General features: G+C 63.0%; 17 protein-coding genes, 1 tRNA gene and 1 pseudogene. 1 reads left to right on the forward strand and 18 read right to left on the reverse strand.

Translation table 11 applies throughout. The features are described 5' to 3' along the window. Window positions 1–5: 5 nt before the first annotated feature. From JMY29_RS00135 to JMY29_RS00160, 6 genes are read right to left on the reverse strand one after another with little or no spacing between them, the layout of a single operon-like run. Window positions 6–1,862 carry a protein kinase domain-containing protein gene (locus JMY29_RS00135; protein WP_018778456.1) on the reverse strand — a complete coding sequence of 619 codons (1,857 nt, stop codon included), beginning with the start codon at window positions 1,860–1,862 and terminating at the stop codon, window positions 6–8. After that, a complete protein-coding gene (locus JMY29_RS00140; RefSeq protein WP_026267267.1) occupies window positions 1,859–3,316 on the reverse strand; it encodes a penicillin-binding transpeptidase domain-containing protein in 1,458 nt (485 codons plus the stop codon). The genes JMY29_RS00135 and JMY29_RS00140 overlap by 4 nt, the downstream gene beginning before the upstream one ends. Beyond that, on the reverse strand, window positions 3,313–4,740 hold the full coding sequence (locus JMY29_RS00145; RefSeq protein ID WP_018778454.1) for an FtsW/RodA/SpoVE family cell cycle protein: 1,428 nt from the start codon (window positions 4,738–4,740) through the stop codon (window positions 3,313–3,315). The genes JMY29_RS00140 and JMY29_RS00145 overlap by 4 nt, the downstream gene beginning before the upstream one ends. Next, window positions 4,737–6,443 (reverse strand): PP2C family protein-serine/threonine phosphatase, encoded by a 1,707-nt coding sequence (locus JMY29_RS00150; protein ID WP_189076466.1) that lies wholly within the window; start codon window positions 6,441–6,443, stop codon window positions 4,737–4,739. Before JMY29_RS00150 ends, JMY29_RS00145 begins: the two co-directional genes overlap by 4 nt. A gap of 3 nt (window positions 6,444–6,446) precedes the next feature. Then, a complete protein-coding gene (locus JMY29_RS00155) occupies window positions 6,447–6,935 on the reverse strand; it encodes an FHA domain-containing protein FhaB/FipA (protein ID WP_018778452.1) in 489 nt (162 codons plus the stop codon). Then, a complete protein-coding gene (locus JMY29_RS00160; RefSeq protein ID WP_018778451.1) occupies window positions 6,932–7,681 on the reverse strand; it encodes an FhaA domain-containing protein in 750 nt (249 codons plus the stop codon). The genes JMY29_RS00155 and JMY29_RS00160 overlap by 4 nt, the downstream gene beginning before the upstream one ends. A gap of 372 nt (window positions 7,682–8,053) precedes the next feature. Between JMY29_RS00160 and JMY29_RS00165 the strand changes: the two genes are divergently transcribed. Beyond that, a tRNA-Leu gene (locus JMY29_RS00165) sits at window positions 8,054–8,136 on the forward strand. Between the two features lie 66 nt (window positions 8,137–8,202). Here the strand turns inward: JMY29_RS00165 and JMY29_RS00170 are convergent. The 12 genes and pseudogenes from JMY29_RS00170 to JMY29_RS00225 all read right to left on the reverse strand — a co-directional run bounded on the left by JMY29_RS00170 (window position 8,203) and on the right by JMY29_RS00225 (window position 19,479). Further along, a complete protein-coding gene (locus JMY29_RS00170; RefSeq protein WP_189076467.1) occupies window positions 8,203–8,901 on the reverse strand; it encodes a FadR/GntR family transcriptional regulator in 699 nt (232 codons plus the stop codon). 10 nt (window positions 8,902–8,911) lie between these two features. Then, the gene (locus tag JMY29_RS00175; protein ID WP_189076468.1) at window positions 8,912–10,039 is read right to left on the reverse strand and encodes an L-talarate/galactarate dehydratase; all 1,128 of its coding nucleotides are present in this window, start codon (window positions 10,037–10,039) and stop codon (window positions 8,912–8,914) included. A gap of 62 nt (window positions 10,040–10,101) precedes the next feature. After that, window positions 10,102–10,412: pseudogene (locus JMY29_RS20950) on the reverse strand (MMPL family transporter); the annotation flags it as partial. Window positions 10,413–10,438: 26 nt separating this feature from the next. Continuing rightward, window positions 10,439–11,140 (reverse strand): alpha/beta hydrolase, encoded by a 702-nt coding sequence (locus tag JMY29_RS00185; protein ID WP_209783743.1) that lies wholly within the window; start codon window positions 11,138–11,140, stop codon window positions 10,439–10,441. After that, on the reverse strand, window positions 11,137–12,522 hold the full coding sequence (locus tag JMY29_RS00190) for an amidase (protein ID WP_189076470.1): 1,386 nt from the start codon (window positions 12,520–12,522) through the stop codon (window positions 11,137–11,139). Before JMY29_RS00190 ends, JMY29_RS00185 begins: the two co-directional genes overlap by 4 nt. Continuing rightward, window positions 12,506–13,462 carry a hypothetical protein gene (locus tag JMY29_RS00195; protein WP_189076471.1) on the reverse strand — a complete coding sequence of 319 codons (957 nt, stop codon included), beginning with the start codon at window positions 13,460–13,462 and terminating at the stop codon, window positions 12,506–12,508. Before JMY29_RS00195 ends, JMY29_RS00190 begins: the two co-directional genes overlap by 17 nt. Before the next feature lie 19 nt (window positions 13,463–13,481). Then, window positions 13,482–14,699, reverse strand: coding sequence for an acyl-CoA dehydrogenase family protein (locus tag JMY29_RS00200; RefSeq protein ID WP_189076472.1), 1,218 nt, complete (start codon window positions 14,697–14,699; stop codon window positions 13,482–13,484). Further along, window positions 14,696–15,130, reverse strand: coding sequence for a hypothetical protein (locus JMY29_RS00205; protein WP_189076473.1), 435 nt, complete (start codon window positions 15,128–15,130; stop codon window positions 14,696–14,698). The genes JMY29_RS00200 and JMY29_RS00205 overlap by 4 nt, the downstream gene beginning before the upstream one ends. A 46-nt stretch (window positions 15,131–15,176) precedes the next feature. Beyond that, the gene (locus tag JMY29_RS00210; RefSeq protein WP_189076474.1) at window positions 15,177–16,127 is read right to left on the reverse strand and encodes a ThiF family adenylyltransferase; all 951 of its coding nucleotides are present in this window, start codon (window positions 16,125–16,127) and stop codon (window positions 15,177–15,179) included. After that, window positions 16,124–17,704: an MFS transporter gene (locus JMY29_RS00215; RefSeq protein WP_189076475.1), complete on the reverse strand. Its 1,581-nt coding sequence runs from the start codon at window positions 17,702–17,704 to the stop codon at window positions 16,124–16,126. Before JMY29_RS00215 ends, JMY29_RS00210 begins: the two co-directional genes overlap by 4 nt. Beyond that, window positions 17,701–18,849, reverse strand: a complete 1,149-nt coding sequence (locus JMY29_RS00220) for a TauD/TfdA family dioxygenase (protein ID WP_189076476.1) — start codon at window positions 18,847–18,849, stop codon at window positions 17,701–17,703. Before JMY29_RS00220 ends, JMY29_RS00215 begins: the two co-directional genes overlap by 4 nt. Window positions 18,850–18,987: 138 nt before the next feature. Next, window positions 18,988–19,479 (reverse strand): MarR family winged helix-turn-helix transcriptional regulator, encoded by a 492-nt coding sequence (locus JMY29_RS00225; protein WP_189076477.1) that lies wholly within the window; start codon window positions 19,477–19,479, stop codon window positions 18,988–18,990. Window positions 19,480–19,702 lie beyond the last annotated feature (223 nt).

Raw genomic sequence — 19,702 nt, forward strand, 5'->3', positions numbered from 1 at the left:
GTGGCTTAGCGGCCTGTGGGGGACGCAGAGCTGGACGGCTTGGGGTTGCCGCTGGGAGTGACCGGATCCGTAGGGATGAGCTCCTTGGACAGGTAGTAGGTCACCGTGGACCCTGCGGGTACCTCGGTGCCGGCGGCAGGCGAGGAACGCACGAACGTGTTCGGGCCCTGGCTGATGCTTCCGTTGACGTCCTCGCCCCTCACGTACTTAAGCCCTGCCCCCTGCAGGGCGCCCTGGACCTGGGTTTCGGAGACTCCCTGACCGATGTTCGGGACCGCAACCATTTCGGGTCCCTTTGAGTAGGTCACCGTGATGGTGGTCCCCGGGTCAACAGGACCTGTGGGGTTGAGGCTGAGAACCGTCCCGGGTGTTGCCGGATCGAAGACCTCCTGGCCGTTGACGCCGAGGCCGAGGGAACGCAGCTTGGCACTGACCGTCTCGAACGGCTGTCCTTGGAATTCCTCCGGGATGATGTTGATCTTCTGCGGCGTCGACTGGGTGGGCGACGGTGCTTCAGAGGTTTCCGTAGGCGTAGGCGTCGGCGAGGACGACGTCGATGAGGACGACGGGCTGGCAGAACGGCTCGGGCTCGCGGAAGTGGACTGGCTCGGCGAAGGGGTGGGCGAGAAGAATCCCGACTGGGAAATCAGGAAACCGACCAGCGCGAACAAGACCAGGAGGATCAACGCAACAAGGGGCCACGTCCAGGGGCTGCGCTTCTTGCGTTCCGGTTCCTGATCGTCGTAACGTTCGTCATCGCTGTAGATGACTTCTTCGTCGTCGTTCAGTTGCCGTTCCGCCTCGAGGGCGTTGGCTCGTGTCAGTGGGTTGTCCGCGGATGCCGCAGCGGCTCCCACAGCAGCTCCGGCGGCGCCGGCGCCCAGCACCGGAAGTGCGGAGGTCGCCGTCGAGGATTGCTCCTTGCCGTAAGGTGAGGCGACGACGCCGGTGGGTGCCGTTGCGGTGTCGACCGGCGCAGTGATGGGGCCGGTTGAGTCTTCGAACAACAGCATTCCCGGCACAGCGGCATGAGCCGTGGCGATGTCGCCGTTACGGATGGCTTCAGCTGCTTCGGCAAGCTTGATGGCGTTGGCCGGCCGGTTCTTGGGGTCCTTGGCAAGCATGGACATCAAGAGGGCACGCACGGGCGTAGGCAGCGTCTCCGGCAGGGGCGGCGGTGCGTCATTGACCTGCGCCAAGGCGATGGCGATCTGCGATTCCCCGGAGAACGGACGGTGACCTGTGAGGCATTCGTAGCCGATGACACCCAGGGAGTAGATATCCGAGGACCCGGTGGCTGTCTGGCCGGTTGCCTGCTCAGGTGCCAGGTACTGGGCGGTGCCCATGACCTGGCCGGTCTGCGTCAGCGGAACCTGGTCCGCCAGGCGGGCGATGCCGAAGTCGGTGACCTTTACCCGGTTGTCCGGTGTGATGAGCAGGTTGCCGGGCTTGATATCGCGGTGAACCAGGCCTTGCGCGTGGGCCACGGCAAGGGCCCGGGCTGTCTGGGCAATGATGGAGAGCGTCATGTCCGGGGACAGCACCTGTTCGCGCTCCAGGATGCCGCTCAGGGGGTGGCCCGGCACGAGCTCCATCACCAGGTATGCCGAGCCGGCTTCCTCGCCGTAATCGAACACGTTGGCGATGCCCACGTGGTTGAGGAGGGCGGTGTGGCGCGCTTCGGCACGGAAGCGCTGCAGGAAGCCGGGGTCACCCGTGTATTCCTCCTTGAGCACCTTGATGGCCACGATCCGGCCAAGGATCTGGTCCTTGGCCTTCCAGACCTCGCCCATGCCGCCAATCGCAATGCGACTGGTCAGCTGGAACCTGCCGCCGAGTGTGATTCCCGAAGTAGGCCTCACTTATTCAACACCGCCTCAAAAATCTTCTTTGCGTTCGGACTGGTTAGCTGGGCACCGCTGAGCACGTCCACACGTTCCATGACAATGGTGACGGCTACTTGCGGGTCGTTTGCCGGGGCGAACCCGGTAAACCATGAGTTGTTCAAACCTGAATCACCGAGTTCCGCCGTGCCGGTCTTGCCGGCCACCTTGATGCCGGGAACGGCTGCGCCCTTGGCAATGCCGTTGTCCACTGCGCTGGTCATCCATTCGGTGATCTGGCCGGCGATCGGCTGCGTGGTGCTGGTGCGGAGTGCTTCAGGCTTTGTTTCGCTGATGACGCGCAGGTCAGGAGCACGTACTGTCTGCACCAGGTTCGGCTTCATCTGCACGCCGCCGTTTGCGATGGCTGCCGTCATCATGTTGATCTGCAGCGGAGTAGCTTTGACGTCGCGCTGGCCCACGGACGACTGGGCGAGCTGTGCCTGGTCCAGGTCCCTGGGGAAGACGCTCTTGGCCTGCTGAAGCTTGAGCTGATCTCCGAAGGTTTCACCGAAACCGAATTTCTCGGCCTGCTCACGAATGGCGTCCTGGCCGAGGTCCAGGGCAATGCTCGCAAACGGCGTGTTGCAGGACTGCTCCAGGGCAAAGGCGAACGACGCCGTCTCCCGGACGTTGCAGTTGCCCCCGGCATAGTTGGGAAGGCTGGCATTGGAACCGGGAAGCGGGAGGCTGCTCGGGTTCGGCAGCTCACTGTCCTTGTTGTACTTGCCCGAGTTCAACGCCGCGGCCGTGTCAATGAGCTTGAAAACCGAGCCGGGAGAGAGCAGGTTTCCGGTGGGACCGCTGACGTTCTGGTTCAGGTTGATACCCGGGATCTGGTTCAGCTGGGCCATGTTCGCCTCTGCAGCGGCAGTGTCGTGGGTGGCAATCAGGTTGGGGTCGTAGGACGGCTTGGAGACCATCGCCAGGATGGCTCCCGTCTTCGGGTTGGTGACCACGATGGAACCCCGCTGGCCGTCCGGAATGAGGTCGTAGGCCAGCTTCTGGATGGCAGGATCAAGGGTCAGCTCCACAGAAGCGCCCTTGGGTTCCTTGCCCAGGAACATCTGGCTGATGCGGTCCAGGAACAACTGGTCCGAGTTACCCGCCAGGGTTTCCCCCATTGACTGCTCCAGCCCGGTGGATCCGAAGCCCCTCGAGAAGAAGCCGGTGACGCCCGCATAAAGCTCCGGCTGGGGGTACGAACGCTGGAAGGCGCAGGACTCGGTTCCGGGGACGGACTCTGCCACCGGTTTCCCGCCAACGATGATGGCACCGCGTTCGTTGCAGAACGTGGCGAGGATGGCGCGCTGGTTCCAGGGATTGGCGTTGAGGTCGTCCGCGCCAATGACCTGGACGTAGCTGATGGCGCCGAAAATCAACGCGAACATGGCGACGGCGGCCATCCACGAGCTGCGAATCGCTTGGTTCATTGATGCTTCACCGCCTCAGTTGGTGCGCTTGGTGTCTGGCCTGTTGGAGTCTTGACTGTCCCGTGGGAGCTGGTGGTCGGGGGTTTGTTGACCATGGGTGTGGTGTCAACCGGTCCGCGGGCCGTATTGGAGATCATGAGCAGCAGCCCGACGATGATCCAGTTGGCCAGCAGGGATGAACCCCCGGCGGCCAGGAACGGGGTGGTCAGGCCGGTCAACGGGATGAGCCGGGTGACGCCGCCGATGACCACGAAGCACTGCAGTGCGATCGCGAAGGACAAGCCGCACGCCAGGAGCTTTCCGAAGGCGTCGCGCGTTCCCAGGGCTGCGCGGAAACCGCGGGTGAAGAGCAGCAAATAGAGCATCACCACGGCGAAAAGGCCGATCAGGCCCAGTTCTTCGCCGATGAGCGCCACGATCATGTCGCTGTTTGCGAACGGAACCAGGTCCGGGCGGCCCTGTCCCAGTCCTGTTCCCACCAGGCCGCCGTCGGCCATGCCGAACAGGCCTTGGACGATCTGTCCACTCCCGCCGGGAGACCTGCCGAAGACCTCCGGGGTGAAGGCGTTGATCCAGCTGTCGATCCTGAACGCGACGTGGGAGAAGATCTTCGATGCGATGAAACCGCCGCCGAGGATCAGGGCCAGGCCAATAACGACCCAGGAGATACGGCTGGTGGCCACGTAGATCATCACGATAAAGAGGCCGAAGAAGAGGACGGACGATCCGAGGTCGCGCTGGAAGACCAGGACACCGATGCTCACCAGCCAGGCGGTGATCATCGGACCCAGGTCCTTGAAGCGGGGGAACTGCATGGGACCGATCTTCCGGCCGGCCAGGAGGATGAGGTCCCGGTTGGACGACAGATAACCCGCGAAGAATATGGCCAGGGTGATCTTGGCGATTTCACCAGGCTGGAAAGTCATGGGGCCGATGCGGATCCAGACGCTGGCACCGAGCACCTCACCGGCGGAGATGCCGGGCACCAGAGGAAGAATCAGCAGCAATGCACTGGCCGCCAACGAGATGTAGGTGAAGCGGCGCAGGATGCGGTGGTCCTTGAGGAACCAGATCACGGCGATGGAAACGGCCATGGCAATCAGCGTCCACCGGAGCTGGTTGTTGCCGGTGTCGTCGCCAGGGCCGTCCATGCGGTGGATCAGGGCCAGGCCCAATCCATTCAGGGCCACCACGATGGGAAGTATTACCGGATCGGCATATTTAGCGCGGAGACGGAGCACCACGTGGAATGCAAAGGCGGCTACGGCGAGCAGGCTCGATTGGAACCAGAAGTCGCTGTCCAGTCCCAGATCCGAGTTGAGGCTGACCAGTGCGCTGGCGCCGATTCCAACGGCAAGTGCCAGCACGATGAGCAGAAGCTCGACGTTCCGGCGGGGCTTGGGGGCGGTTTCAGTCTGGATCATTTTGCCCCCTCACAGGGAGTCGGAACGGGAGATGGCGTGGGGCTGGCAACGGCTGCCGTGCTGGGTACCGGCACTGTGGCCGTAGCCGACGGCGACGGCGACGGCGTGGGAGTCGCCGTGCCGGTTGGCGTCGGGCTGGGGCAATTGGCCGAGGCGCTGCCGTACTGTTTCAGGTTTTCCACGATGAGCTGGGCGTCGTCGAGGTCCCCGGCAGGAACGGTCTGGCGAACGCTCTGCTGGCCATATTCAGGCAAGGAATCCACCCTGACATCGGTTACGGCTTCCAGCCGGGAAAGCTGAATTGGGCCGAGCCTTTGCGAGATGCCGTTGAAGATGGCAACACGCTGATCGTATTCACCCACGTAATAGCGTGTCTGGGTCCAGGCGTAGCCAAGCCACAGGCCGACCACGACGCCCAGAACCAGGAATGCGGCGACGGCGGGCATCAACCAGCGGATGCGGCGTCGTGGCGGCTCTTCGGCCTCCGCGCGGTCCTGCTCTGCTTTGTGCGTCAGGACTGTGGCAGCGCGACGGGCCACCGTGCGGCCGGCAACGGTAGGAATGGAGCCTGTTTCAGCAGCCGTTGCCGCGGCGCCAACGAGCTCATGGGGGCGGCTGGCCAGTTCCTCGCGCAGGACTTCGGCTGACAGATGCTCACCGAGGTGGGGATCGGTGGTCGCCGGCGGTTCGGTGGAGGAATCCGAAGTCCCGGACGTTTCGTCCGCCTCGTCCGACTCCTTCGTCCTGGTGCCGTCGTCGGAAGCCGATCCTGCGTCCGGCTTCCGGTCAGCTTCCGACTTCGAGGCGCCCTTAGCCGCATCTCCGGACGGCACCTCATCGGGGGACTTGGTGGCCGTCACCGCTTCAGGCTCATCGACGGCGGCAAGCGCAGCGGCCGGTACGACGTCGACGGCGGCCGTGTTGACGTCGTCGACCGTCTCCTCGACGATTTCCAACATGACAACCGTGACGTTGTCCGGGGCGCCCGCTTCGAGCGTGAGGTCTACGAGGATCTCGGCGCATTCGCGAAGGTCCTTGGTCTCGCGGACCATGCGCTCCACGACGTGCCCTGCTACGTAGTTCAGGCCATCAGAGCACAGCAGCCAGCGTTCGCCGGGTTCGACGTCCAGGACGTCCAAGTCCAGCTCAGGGCTCGCGTCAACGTCGCCAAGCACGCGCATCAGGACGTTTTTATGGGGATGGGTCTCGGCTTCCTCCGGACGGAGGCGTCCCTCATCGATCAGGCGCTGGACGAACGTGTGGTCCACGCTGATCTGCTCGAACTTCTTGTTGCGCAGGCGGTAAGCGCGGGAATCGCCGATATGCGCGAAGTGGAGCTTGCGGTCCTCAAGGAGCAACGCCGTGACCGTCGTACCCATGCCTGACAGCTTGGGATTCTGGTGGACGAGCTCTGAGAGCAGTGAATTGGCGGTTTGGATCTCGTCCGCCAGGACGGTGTCGGCGCCTTCAGGGTAGTCGTCATGATCCAGGTGGATCATGTCCAGGACCGTCGAAGCGGAGGCGACATCGCCGCCCGCGTGCCCGCCCATGCCGTCGGCGACCACAGCGAGATGGCGGCCCACATAAGCGGAGTCGTCATTCTTGGAGCGGATCCGGCCGACGTCGGAACGGGCCGCGTAGCGCATGATCAGCGGGCGCTCCGCGGGCTTTTCCTTGTCCTCGGGGGTCTCAGAAGAGGCCATGGACTATGGCCTCAATTCAATGACCGTCTTGCCGATTCTCACGGGGACACCGAGCTCCACCGGCAACGCACGAGTGAGCTGCTGATCGGCCAGGTAGGTGCCGTTCGTAGAGCCGAGGTCCTCAATGAACCATCGGCTGCCCTGCGGGAACAGACGCGCATGCCGGCCGGAGGCGTAGTCATCCTCCAGGACCAGGGTGGCTTCCTGCGCGCGTCCGAGCAGGATGGGGCTGGCCGCCAGGGGAACCGTGGTGCCCTTGAGGGGACCCTCGGTGACCACCAGGTTGCGGGCATGCTGGATGGCCGGCGGCGGTGTGGCAGCCAGTTCAGGATGCTTGCGGACTTCACGTGCCGTAGGAACACCGGTCACTGCCTTGCGTCCGATCTGGAAGTCGCGACGCATGGTGGACACAATGCTGAAGATCAGGACCCACAGCAACAGGAGGAAGCCGAAACGAAGCGCTGTTATGGTCAGTTCGCTGACATCGTTCACGCGTGGCCACCCGGGGTCTGGGGGAGGAGGCGGAAAATAATCTTGGTACGTCCCATCGTGATGGTTGAGCCGTCTGTGAGCTCCACGCTGCCGTTTACCTTATGTCCGTTGACGTAACTGCCATTCGTGGAGCCGAGGTCAACTGCCCACGTGCTCCCGTTCTCGGTGCGTACCTCAAGATGCTTCCGTGAAACCCCGGTGTCGTCCACCAGGATGTCGGCCTCGGAAGAGCGGCCGAGCACCACGCTGGCCGCATTGAGGGAGTATCGCTGACCGCTGATGTCCAGGACAGGCTGGAGGCGAATTGGCTGCCGTGCGGGGGCTGCGGGAACGTTGGCCCGCGGAGGCTGCGGAGCAGGAGCTGCGTCGCCGGAGGACTTTTCGGTCCGGGAAGCGATCTCGAAGTGGCCGGCCCGTTCCTCGTCATTGCGACGGAACGAGATCCTGACCGCGCCTTGGAGCGTATAGCCCTGGCTGCGAACGTGTTGGATAACGACGTCGCACAGTTCCTCAGCGAGGGGCGTTCCCCATTCCTGGGCCCGGGCGAAGTCCTCATCGCTGAGCAGGACATCAAAAACGTTGGGAGCAAGCGTGCGTCCGGCGGCGATGGTGATGGACTGATTGTCCAGTTCCCGCCTCAGCTTGCTCGCGATCTCCACTGGCTCAACCCGTGCCCGCGACCCCGTGGAGAAGACGTTGCGGACGGCCTTTTCAATGCCGCGCTCGACTTTGTCCAGCAAACCCATGTTCCTTCTCCTTTCCTTGCCGCGGCACCTGCTGTGCCTGTCCGATAGTCCTGCAATTGGTCCGACTGTGCACACACCAAAGTGCGCGCCCCACGGCCCTTCCTCTTCCCGATACTACTGGGACTGACTGGGAATGACCTTAATCCACAACGCCTTGCGCCACGGAAAAGTTCGACGGCGGCCCTTGCTGGCGGGGCTCGCAGGGGTTGAAAATCCCTTGAAGTTCTGCGGTTTCCAGGCCGTCCACCGCCTTTCCGGAGGGTGCCTCCCAGCCCGATTGGTGTTTTGCTCCGGATGTCCGTTATGCTTGATCTCGCTGCTTTTGAAGGAAACGAAGCTGGGAGACCAGCGAAGTCCGGAAAAAGAAGTTGCGCGCGAGTGGCGGAACGGCAGACGCGCTGGCTTCAGGTGCCAGTATCCGAAAGGGTGTGGGGGTTCAAATCCCCCCTCGCGCACGCAATCGAAAGAGCCCCGGTCTTAGGACCGGGGCTCTTTTGTTTTGTGGTCAGCCCCGCGCGAGGCTAGCTGCGGCCGGAACCTGCCAGCCGGCGTCGTGAGTTGCTGAGGTGAAGGCGCATGGCTGCCGCGGCAGCAACGGGATCGCCGTCCGCGATTGCTGCGTAGATAGAGGAATGCTCGTGGACCACTTGATCGAAGCGTTCGCGGGTTTCCCGGTCATCCCCGCCGACGAGGCGTGGGCGGGGCATAGTGATCATGGTCTGGCCGAGGGCGGCGATGCAGTCTGTATAAAAGGGGTTGCCTGAAGCCGCAGCCACAGCACGATGGAACTCGAAATCAGCTTTCATGGCGTGCGCCGGATGCGAAACGTTCGCAGTGAATTGTTCCAAGGCACCGTGGACGGCCTTGAGTTGTCGTTCGCTGTGGTTCCGGGCAGCAAGGGCAGCTGCCTCTGCTTCGACGCCGATCCGGAAGTCGAGCATCTGCAGCCGTTCTTCCATGCTGGACACAGGCCGGGTTCCCGGTGCCTGGGTCGGACCTTCGGCGGGCGGAGTCAGGGCAAAGCTGCCCCGCCCACGTTCGGTTTCCACAAGGCCTTCGGCCTGCAGCCGCGTCAATGCGGAGCGGACCACGGTTCGGCTCACCCCGAATTCGCTGATGAGGGTGTTCTCGCTGGGGAGCTTCTCGCCCGGTTGGATGACGCCGTCGACAATGCGGTTGCGGAGGTCGGCGGCGAGATCCGCAGTCAGGTTTCGGCTCATGCGTTCCAGATTACGCGCCGAACTCCACGGTTTCGGTGGTCCACGCACGGGCCTGTTCGCTCAACGTGACGCCGAGTCCGGGACGGTCCGGGACGATCATGCGACCGTTCTTCGTCTCCAGCCGCTCCTCGAACAGCGGGTCCAGCCAATCGAAGTGTTCCACCCACGGCTCGCGCGGGTAGGCGGCGGCCAGGTGGAGGTGGATCTCCATGGCAAAGTGCGGTGCCAGGCCAAGACCTCTTTCATCGGCCAGTGCCGCCAGGCGCAGGAACTGGGTAATGCCTCCGACGCGCGGCGCGTCCGGCTGGATGATGTCGCAGCCGTTGGCGTTGATGAGGCCCTTGTGCTCGGCGACAGAGGCAAGCATCTCACCGGTGGCGATAGGCGTGTCCAGGAGCTGTGCGAGGTGGGCGTGGCCCTCGAAGTCATAGGCATCGAGTGGTTCTTCGATCCAGATGAGGTTGAATTCCTCCAGTTGGCGGCCCATCCGCAGCGCCGTTGCCCGGTCCCACTGTTGGTTCGCGTCGACCATGAGCGGAACGTCCCAGCCAATGTGTTCGCGGACTCCCGCCACGCGGCGGAGGTCTTCTTTGGAGTCGGGCAGGCCCACCTTGATCTTGATGCCGCCGATGCCGTCGTCGATTGACTGCGTGGCGCGTTCCTTGACCTCTGCCAGGGTGGCGTTGAGGAAGCCGCCGGAGGTGTTGTAGGTCTGGACGGAATCACGGTAGGACCCCAGCAGCTTGGCCAGCGGGAGTCCGGCGCGCTTGGCTTTGAGGTCGTAGAGGGCAATGTCTATCGCGGCGAGAGCCTGCGTCGCCACGCCTGACCTTCCCACCGAGGCGCCGGCCCAGAGGAGCTTGGTGTAGATCTTGCCGATGTCGTTGGGGTCCTCGCCAATGATGCCCTCCGCGACCTCCTTGGCGTGGGCGTACTGGGCCGGCCCGCCGGCGCGCTTGGAGTAGCTGAAACCGAGGCCGCGGTGTCCCTGCTCCGTGGTGATCTCGGCGAAGAGGAACACTACTTCCGTCATCGGCTTCTGCCTGCCGGTGAAGACCTTGGCGTCGCTGATGGGAACGCTGAGCGGCAGTCGCGCCGTGGACAGTTTGACGTGGCGGATGAGGTCTACGGTACTCACTGGGTCTCCTAAGGGGCGGGGCATCCTTGCCTACTACTTAAGATACAAGCTGAGTACTTGTATTACAAGAAGCTATCCTCGCCCGCTCCCCGAAGAGTCCCGGGATCCTTATGCACCAGTTCGCTGGTCCGGGAATCGTCAGTCGGTTTGCGGACGCGGGTACCTTCCAGGTCGACGTCCGGCAGGATCTTTGCGATGCCAGCAAGCAGCCACCAGGCCTTCTCCCCGAGCAGGTACATGATGGCGTGGGGTAACGGTCATTCGAACGATGAAAGCGTCCACAAGAACTCCGAAGGCCATGGCGAAGCCTAGTGGTCGCACCATGGTCACGTGAGAGAAAGATGAAGCCTGCGAAGACGCTAACCATGATGATGAGAGGTTGAGCCGAGCAAACCCAGGTCAGCTCTTCAGGAAAGTAGCAGTCTCGGCGGCGATCAGCGCCGAATCGTAGTCCAGGGTGGCCACATGGCCGCTACGGTGCAGCAGGATTTCCTTTGTGGATGCTGAGGACACTCCTTCGAGTGCCTTGAGTGCGGACGTTCTCCCCTGTTCGCCATCGGCGAGCGACCGGAAAACCAGTAGGGGCGCAGTGACGGAAGGTAGATATCCACCGACGTCACGCCACAGCTGTGATAGCTGTTGGATGGCGTTCAGCGGCAGCCTCGGGTAGCTGGTGTATTCCACGGACGGGTCCTTCACCTGACTTTGACCGTTGGGAATGCTGCGCAGAATCCCCTTCAGCATCGGCACTAGCGGCAGGAACGGGTTCTGTACTCCGAGCGACGGATTTACAAGAACAATCCGACTGATGTCGCTGCGCACGGCGCCCGCGCGCAGCGAGAGCGCTCCTCCAACGGACAGTCCGACCAAGGCGACCTGGCCGGCCGTCGTCGCCTGCTTTGCGGATTCGACGGCGTGATCAACCGACGCATACCAGTCACGCCATGACGTGTCGCGAAGATCCTGCCAGCGGGTACCATGGCCAGCCAGAACGGGCGTCTCGACATGCCACCCCCGCTCACGCAGGGCGGCGGCGAGTGGAGCCATGCTGGCAGGCGTGCCGGAGAAGCCATGCACTAGTACGGCCGCGCGGGCGCTCATGCCCATCCCGGTGCAAGCCCCAAGGCGCCACGATCGCCGAGGATACGGTCCACTTCAAGGAGCAACCGGCCTTCGCTGCCATGCCGCCCGCCGATCATCGCCCCGATCGGCAAGCCGTCTGCTTTGCTGACGGGAACAGACACGGCCGGCATGCCTGCAATGTTGTACATCGGGGTATAGGGCATAAAGCGGCTCATGGCTGCGAAGCTCTCTTCCTCGTTGGCGGACGTTGTGAATGCCCCACGGAGCGGGGGCGGGGTGGCAAGCGTCGGCGTGACCAGGAAGTCGACACCCCCGAAGACAAACTCTTCGAGCATGAGTGCCACACCCCGGAACAAGGCCAGCGATTCGTGGAGTTGCACGCCGGTCACTGCACGACCCTGTTCGCGCATCATCCTCGTGAAGGCTCCCAAGGACGATTCGTCGTCAACCTCGTAGGACGCAGCGACGACCGACCAAGTATCACGGAAGGCCTGGGCGACGACGTTGTCCTCGCCCAGCTCCACTGGCACCACTTCATGCCCCATCCGGGCGAGGTCGGAGGCGAGATCCTGAGCAGCCCGGACGCATACGGGTGCAGGCTCCAATCCGGGTACCATGGGCCGTACCGAGAGCCCGATCCGGAGTTGGCCCACCTGGCCTTGCCAGGTCCTCGCTGCGGAGAGATCCCCTGGTGCCTGCCCTGCGATCACGGCCAGTAGCGCCGCAGCGTCCCCGGCGTCACGCGCCAGTACACCCGGGACTGATAGGCCTGTGACCGCAGGATCGCCAGGGTTTCCGCTCACTGTCCCGTTGCTGGGCCGAACGCCGACCAGCCCGCAGCAGGAGGCCGGAATCCGCACCGAACCGCCGGCGTCGGTTCCGAGCGCCAGCGGCGCAAGGCCGGCGGATACGGCGGCGGCCGAGCCTCCACTCGAACCCCCGGGAGTGTGCTTCTCTGACCAAGGGTTCCTTGTGTCCCCGCCGATATGGTTTTCTGCGTGGCAGGAAAGCGCGAATTCCGGCAAGTGGGTCTTGCCAAGTATCGGCTGGTGGGCAGCACGAAGCAAGCCGACCAGATGGTCATCGCCTACGGCTCCCTCGGTCCGCTCGGCGATGCCCCAGCCGGTGGGGACGTCTTCGACGTCGATGTTGTCCTTTATTGCCACAGGGACTCCATGGAGTGGGCCAACGGCGTCGGTGCCCTGGCTCCGGATTAGGTGGTCGGCTGCCGCGGCCTGTCGGAGCGCGAGCTCATCGGTTACACGGACGTAGGCACCCAGCCGCCCGTCCAGGCGGCTTATCCGGGCGAGGTAGTGCTCGGTCAGCGCGATGGACGTCAGGTTGCCTGATTTGATGAGCGCCGCCTGTGCCCTTGCGCTGAGCTCATGCAGGGATGACATTATTTGCCTCCTCGAGTGCCGGGTCGTCGTTGCCCCTCACGACCGACCGCTCCGCTTGCATCGCCAGAAGCCTGAGCACAAGATGCTTCTGCCAGCCCTCGCCGTGCTGGCCTCGAAGCAATCCTTCGATGAGATCCAGGACCTTGCCGAGTTTGTCGGGCACAAGCGAGGCGAATGGCCTGGCGGTCACTTCACGCTCGTACGAGGGCCACATGAGGTGGTGATGTGGCAACGACGGTTGGGTGTGGGGCAAGGTGACAGGGTCGAAGCCGATGAGGCCCAAGTGCTGGAGTGCGCCGTCCTTGCGGCTGTCTCCGATCACGAGCCGCACTTCGTCGAGCGCCAAACTCGTCCTACCCATGGCCAGGATGAGGTGCCATGGAATCCGGTCACGATTACTGTCGAGTGGCTCACCACCAGCCCGCACGAACCGTTTGATCTCCCATGTGTCATGCGTGGTTAGCCCGGTATGCGCGAACCTGCCGAGCAAATCAACGTGATGCGCCGTCTCGACCGGGAACATCTCCCGCCCCGGGGCGTCGAGCAGGCCAGGCTGAGGCAGCTCTGCCCCGACGAGGGCCAAGTAGCCCTGGATCCGGCCCGTCTCGTCGAGACATACTGCATGGATAGTGTTCTGGGTGCCTTCGACCGGCTCGTGCAGCAGGTTGAGCCCCCGGGCGAGAGACGCGCTCATCATGCCCAGGTTAAGGAACTCCGCCAACCGGAAGCCAAGGAGTGCCAGAAGTGTCTCCCGATCTACCTGATCGGTCCTGAAGACCACGGTTGTGAGCCCGTCCCCTACCCCTTCGACGCGGCAGATTGCGTCGTTGCCGAGTTCGCTGGCAAGTGACCTCAGTCGGACTTTCCGCTGGAAGCCGAGCAGGTGCTGGACATACGCCGCATCAAGCCCGGCCTCGGACTCTTGGGTGGATGTGGCCATCGCCTCATTTGTGGCTGGTTCAGAAGTCATCATCGTCGTCCCGGTAGAGGCAGTCCGTGATCCCGAGGGCGAGTGCCTCCGGTGTGCCCTCAAAGATGCGGGTACCGAACGCATCTCGCAGCACTTTTTCGAGGCCGTACTCTTTCATGTAGCCGCGTGACCCCATGAGCGCGACGGCGGTATTGGCAGTGTCGATAGCCACCCGGTCAGCAAACAGCTTAGCCATGGCCGGCTCCACTTCCGGCGCGGGCAGTTGCGAATCGACCTTTACAGCGGACCTGAGGTACATCAGCCGGGCTGCCTCGACGTCGATCTTCATATCCGCCAACCGGCGCGCGGTCATCTGGTGGTCCTTGAGCAGCTTGCCTCCCTGGAGCCGCTCACCGCACCAGTCTCGGGCCAGCTCGAACGCGTGCCGGGCGATGCCGGTGGAAACTGCCGCAACCGTGGTGCGGGCCATGTTGCCCTGTGCGATATTGATCGCCGAACCCTGGGCCTCTCCGCCGATGAGGTTGCCTGCTGGCAGGCGCACGTCGTCGAACCAAATTTCGCTGCCCAGACATGCCCGATAGCCCATTTTGTCCAAGACCACTCCACGCCGGACCCCATCGGCATCCAACGGTACGACGATGCAGGTCAGTCCGGTGGCTCCTGGGTAGTCCTCCAGGTTGGCATAGACCGTGGCGAAGGACGCGACAGCACCGTTCGTGATGAAGCGCTTGTGTCCGTTCAGGACATATTGGTCGCCCTCGCGTCTCAGTGTGGTCCGCATGCGGGCGTCGGCGAAGTGCTGTGGGATCACCAAGTCCGTGCCTGCGTCTTCCTCGGCAACAGCGTTGCAGGCGAGGACCGCTTTCTCACCCGTGAACTGCGTGAGGAACTGGTCTTGGAGCTTTAAATCGCCGGAGAGCAGAACCGGCGTTTGTCCGAGCATGGTTGCGCCGAAGGCGAGGGCTATGCCCGGACAGGCCGCCGCCAGTTCTTCCATGGCCACGGCTACGCCGAGGACGCCCACGCCGAGGCCGCCGATTTCAATCGGTAACAATGCCCGGGTCAGGCCGATGTCATGGCCCGCCGCGATGACGTCCCAGTCAAAAGCGTCAGCGTCTTGTTGGTCAAGCTCGATCGCTTTGGGGGCGACAATGTCCTGAGCAAACTCGCGGGCGAGGTCGCGGAACGCGATCACGGAGGCGGGAAGCAGGTCGAAGTTCAACTCGGTCTCAAGAGCTGCAGTCATGATTCGTCCTTATCTTCGGGAACCAGGGGCTGTCTCGCAACGTCCGCGATGCCATGCGCGGCAGCGATCTGGGGGTAACAGTCGAAAGCAGGCTGCAGGATCGGGACGAGCTCAAGTACTTTGGCGACCTTGCCCTTGATCCGTACTTTGCCCATGGCCAGTGCGGCTGGCATCAGGAGTGATCCGTTCCAGAGCTTGTGAGCGGTGTCGCAGCTCATTTTGATGCTGATGGCGGCGGTGTCCGGGGCCTCGTCGCCGCGCAGAACTCCTTCGGGGGATACATGGATGACAGCGTCAGGGCTGGTGTGCAGGAGACGGACGCTCAAGTTGTTCTCGCGAAGCCCGTCAGTGAAGGTGTTGTCTTCGCTCAGGATGCGGAAGAGTTCGCCGAAAACGGCGTAGGCGGTCTCGGAGTCAGCGTAAATAGGCATGGTGGGACTCCTTGTCGGTTGATGAAAAATGAAAATGATGCGGAAGTCAGCGGGGCCGTGCGTGAGAGATGAGTGAGGCGAGCAGTCGGCCGGCGGCCACTGGTTGCATCACGGATTCGACGAGACGTTGCCGCCAGGGCGAAGCTACGGCGTGGATGTTGACGGCGATGTGGTGGGCAACCGGCTGTCCGGTCACGATTCGGAAGGCAAGGCCTGTGGCGAGGGCACCGAACTGATCGGCGGCATGCACCAGCTGCGGGAATGCAAAGCCTTCCTGCCCGCCACTGGCGTGGACAAGCCGGATCAGGTCCCGTGGCACTCGGCGCGCGGGCACCAGCCGGGCCAGCAGGTTCCACATCGGAAGTGTTTCCATCTGCTCACGAGTGACCTGGCCGTCGAAGATCCGGAGGCCACGCCGGTAATCGTAGACCCTCACATACTGTGCCCCTGACATGTCCCATCCGGTGAAGAGCGGGAGTCGCGCCGCCCGGGCACGCTCGTGCAGCAACCCTTTGGCGGCCAACCCACCACGTGTGGTGATGTCGACGCCGTCGATAATCAGGGCGACGTCATGGAGCAACTCGTCAACGGTGCCCTCCTGCACACCTTCCTCGATGATTTGTATGTCAGCGTGTGGATTGATCGCCCGAGCGCGCTCGGCCGCGACGGCCGCCTTGTTGCGCCCGAGGTCCCCGACGGTGGCGTTCTGGCGGTTGAGATTGTTGAGTTCATACATGCCGGGGTCGGCTAGGACCAGTCTTTGGAAGCCGAACCGGATTAGGGGTTCGACGGCGGCCCCGCCAATGGAGCCGCAACCAGCAATGAGAATCCGGGCTTGGACCACTGACTGCTGGTCGGCCTCGCTAACGATGCCGGTATTCCGGGAGGTCAATACCTTGTAGAACTCATCCGGGTCAAGTGCGCGCGCAGCGGCCGGGTTATCGATTTCAGGCAACTCGGTATGAGGATCGGCTCGTCCGGTGACAGTGGCCCTCATGCTGGAGCTTCCTCGGCGGTGCCCTGGATCCTGGTGGGAATCCAGATTGCAGCAGCGAGTGCGCCGATGAGGAGGATTCCGATGCAGATCCAGAACGTGAGGTGCATGGAGTCCACAAAGGCAGCTTGGGCATTCGCGAGGGCAGCCTCGATAGCTGGGAGCTGTTTGGGCTCGGATGTTGCCACTTGGTTCAAGACGTATGAGGTGGACCCCAGAGAGTCTTGGGCGCGCTCGCGCAGATCCGCGGGGAGCCAGTCCAACGAGCCGCCAAGCCGGTTCTGATAGGTCATGGACAGGACCGAACCCATCACGGCGACGCCCAGGGCCGCTCCGACCTGACGCAGGGTGTTGTTGACCGCACCTCCGACGCCGGCTTTCGCGACCTCGACCGCTGACATGGCCAGTGTGGTGGTGGCCCCCATGACCAAGCCCATGCCAAGTCCGGCGACCAGCAATCCTGCCTCCAAGAGGATCAACGAAGAGTCCGCGTCGATGACGACGAAGCTGCCCAGCGCTGTAGTCAGGAGCAGCAGGCCGCCGGTGATGGATGCCTTGAAGCCGGCAATGCGCACCATTGCCGCGCTGTTGATCGCCGAGATGATGGAACCGAACGCGACCGGCAGCAGGATCAGGCCAAGCTCCAGAGGGGAATGGCCGAGTACCAGCTGGGCGAAAAAGACCAGCAGGAAAGTCCCTCCTGTGAGCGCGAAAAAGGCTAACGAGATCGAGAGCGTCCCGCCGGCGAATGCCGGGCTCCGGAACAACGTTATGTCCAAGGCTGGGGACGTTTTGCGCCGTTCGACAGCGACCAGCACCGCTGAAAGCACCAGCCCCAGGAGGATTAGCCCACCAGTACGGGGCGCTAGCCAGTCAGAAGTCGCGCCCGCCTCGATGACGCCGTACACAAGCGCAGAGATGGCGGCAGCGGACAGTATCAGGCCCGGGACATCGAGGGCCGGTTTGACGCTGCTACGGGATTCCGGCAACGCAACGAACAGCAGAACGAGGCAGACGGCGGCCACGGGAAGGTTTATCAGGAATACCGACCCCCACCAGAAGCCTTCGAGGAGGGTACCACCGATGATCGGGCCTAACGCGACCGAGATACCGCCGAGCGCGGCCCAGACACCCATCGCCTTGCCCTGGTCCTTTTCCGGGATGCCGTCCTTAATGATGGCCAGTGTGGCCGGAGGTACAACGGCCCCGCCGACTCCCATCACCGCACGCCAGAGGATCAGCTGTTCGGGGGTGACCGCCCAGGCCGAAAATGCCGATGCAACTGCGAACACTAGGAGGCCCAAGGCCAGCACGCGCCGCCGTCCGTAACGGTCGGCTAGCACGCCTGCGGTGAACATGAGAGCGGCGTAGACAAGGATGTAGGAGTCCACTGCCCATTGCAGTTGGGACGTCGTCGCGGAGAGGTCGTTCTGGATGTCGCGAAGAGCGACATTGAGGATGGTGTTGTCCATCATCACCATCAGGAAGCAGACACCGGTTACCAGGAGCAACAAGCCGGGCCGGACTTGTCGTCCACTCGTGATGCCCGAGGCCGGAATTGTGGTGGATTTCGTAGTCATCTAGCAACGGTTCCTTTGGTGATGGCTGCGGGATCGAGCCACTCAGACACCTGACTTCGGGCAAAAGGATGGTCTGCAGAGTGAATCGGCACGTGTACCCGCGACTGCGGGACCCGCGAGGCGATCGAGCGCCGCAGGTCCGGCACCGCAAAGCAACGCCGTAACCATCTGTCCGCGTCGTCAGCACGGGCACTGAAGTTGGTGCGCCCATGCACGGCTTTGTCATTGTCAACGACCACCATGTCTCCTCCCTCAAGGACGTGGCCATGCAGGTTGGACAGGAGTGCCTGCCTCAGGTTGGCAAGCGCGCGCTCTCCCTCCGGATACAGAGAGGACATGGCGTGGAAGTCGACGCAGAGCTCCGGATCTGAGGGCGATCCTTGGAGCACCGCCATCGGGGCGGAAAAGACGTTGTCATCGCCAACGAATGAACTGGCAATTCGAATGCGGAAGATTGGCCGTGCAAGAGTTGTCCGGCTTCCGCCGTCCAGCCCGGCCAGAGCGCTGCGGATACCGCTTGCGAGCGTCCATGCCTGTCGTTCATGGTCGGCGCGCAGTCCGAGCAAACTGATGAAACGGGGGCGGGCCGGATGGAAGCCGTCCTCGGTGTGTAACTCAAGGAGGCAGGTGCCGGAGTTCTCCTGCCGGTGCTCAGAGCCTTGGACGGGAACGACGTCCTGGATAATCCGGCCTTGCTTCTCGTCGGCATATGAGATGACGTCGCCGAGCACGTTCATCACCATCAGCTGGATGATGCTGGCGATCTCCACGACCCGCCAGCTCCCGTCGTAATTGCCGGTGCGTGGCGTGATGGGCAGTTCTGCGTCAATGGGCACGTTGCGCAGCAGGAGCGCACCCTCCGCGTTGCCATGATGACGGAATTCGAGAAGAGTCCTGACGAGCCTGACTGGCGCCTCGCGGTACATGGCAATACTGCAATCAACCATGAGTGCCGAGTCGTCGAGGTGATAGCCAGACGGCCGACTCGAGTGACGGTGGGCGATTTCCCGTGCTACTTCCGCCAGGTGATCGCGCTCGCTGTTGCTCAAAGCAATGGCAAGCCCCTCCAGCGGCTGGATGGCCCAAGAGCCTCCATGGCCGTCCTCAACGCGAGGCGTGGGGTGCGTTGCAGGGTTCTCCCCCATTGATTCCTCCTATATAAGTCAGTTTATTCATATAAGTTAACTTATATAGAACTTCGACGGAGAGCGCAAGGATGATTCGAGAGAAGACTGCCGTCTTGGGGAAAACGCCCTAAAGCGAGGCTGAGAACTCGTTGATGCCTAAGATGCGAGGGCTTGGCGAGCTCGCCGCAGCAACTCGCGAAGCTGCTCAACCTCGGATTCGGTAAAAGCGTCGCGCAACTCCAGCTCAACCTTTCGAACCGCCTCGTCGGCCGCTTCCATGACCCGATGGCCTTTGAGGGTCAATGTGGTGGCCAGCGCTCGCGAATGAATCTCGGCCGGCTCCCGTGTGACCAGCGCACGTCCTTCGAGCTTGGTCATGATCACCCCCATCGACTGTGGCGTCACATTGACCAGGCGGGCCAGCTGAGCACTTGAGGATCCGGGATTGCATTCAAGCATGAGGAGAGCCGCATACTGCGTCGGTGTGAGGTTGAAACCGACAAGCACGTCGGTGACCCGGGCGACGAGTACGGCATCGGACTGGTTGATCAGGGTGGTCAGTCGGGCGTTTATCTCCTGCTGACGCACCGAAGCACTCATGTTGCGACGCGGCATCGTCGGGGCCTCCTTGGCGTATATCTCATCCATGGGCGACAGCAGCCTCAAGTGGGTTCCGGGCAGGCGGACCTCGTCGCGCAGGCGGTGCCGTGGACCTCGGGGGCAAGTTCGACAAGATCACTGTCCTCAAGTTCACATTGCTATCCCCGCACGGTCAAGCAACACTAGGCCACCTTATAGGATTTTGCCCGGGGCCAGTCTCGCCCCTGCGCGTGCTCGGATTGGCATCGGGAGGGTTCGATGCTGTGGTGCC

The organism is Paenarthrobacter nicotinovorans, assembly GCF_021919345.1.
Classification (GTDB): Bacteria; Actinomycetota; Actinomycetes; order Actinomycetales; family Micrococcaceae; genus Arthrobacter; species Arthrobacter nicotinovorans.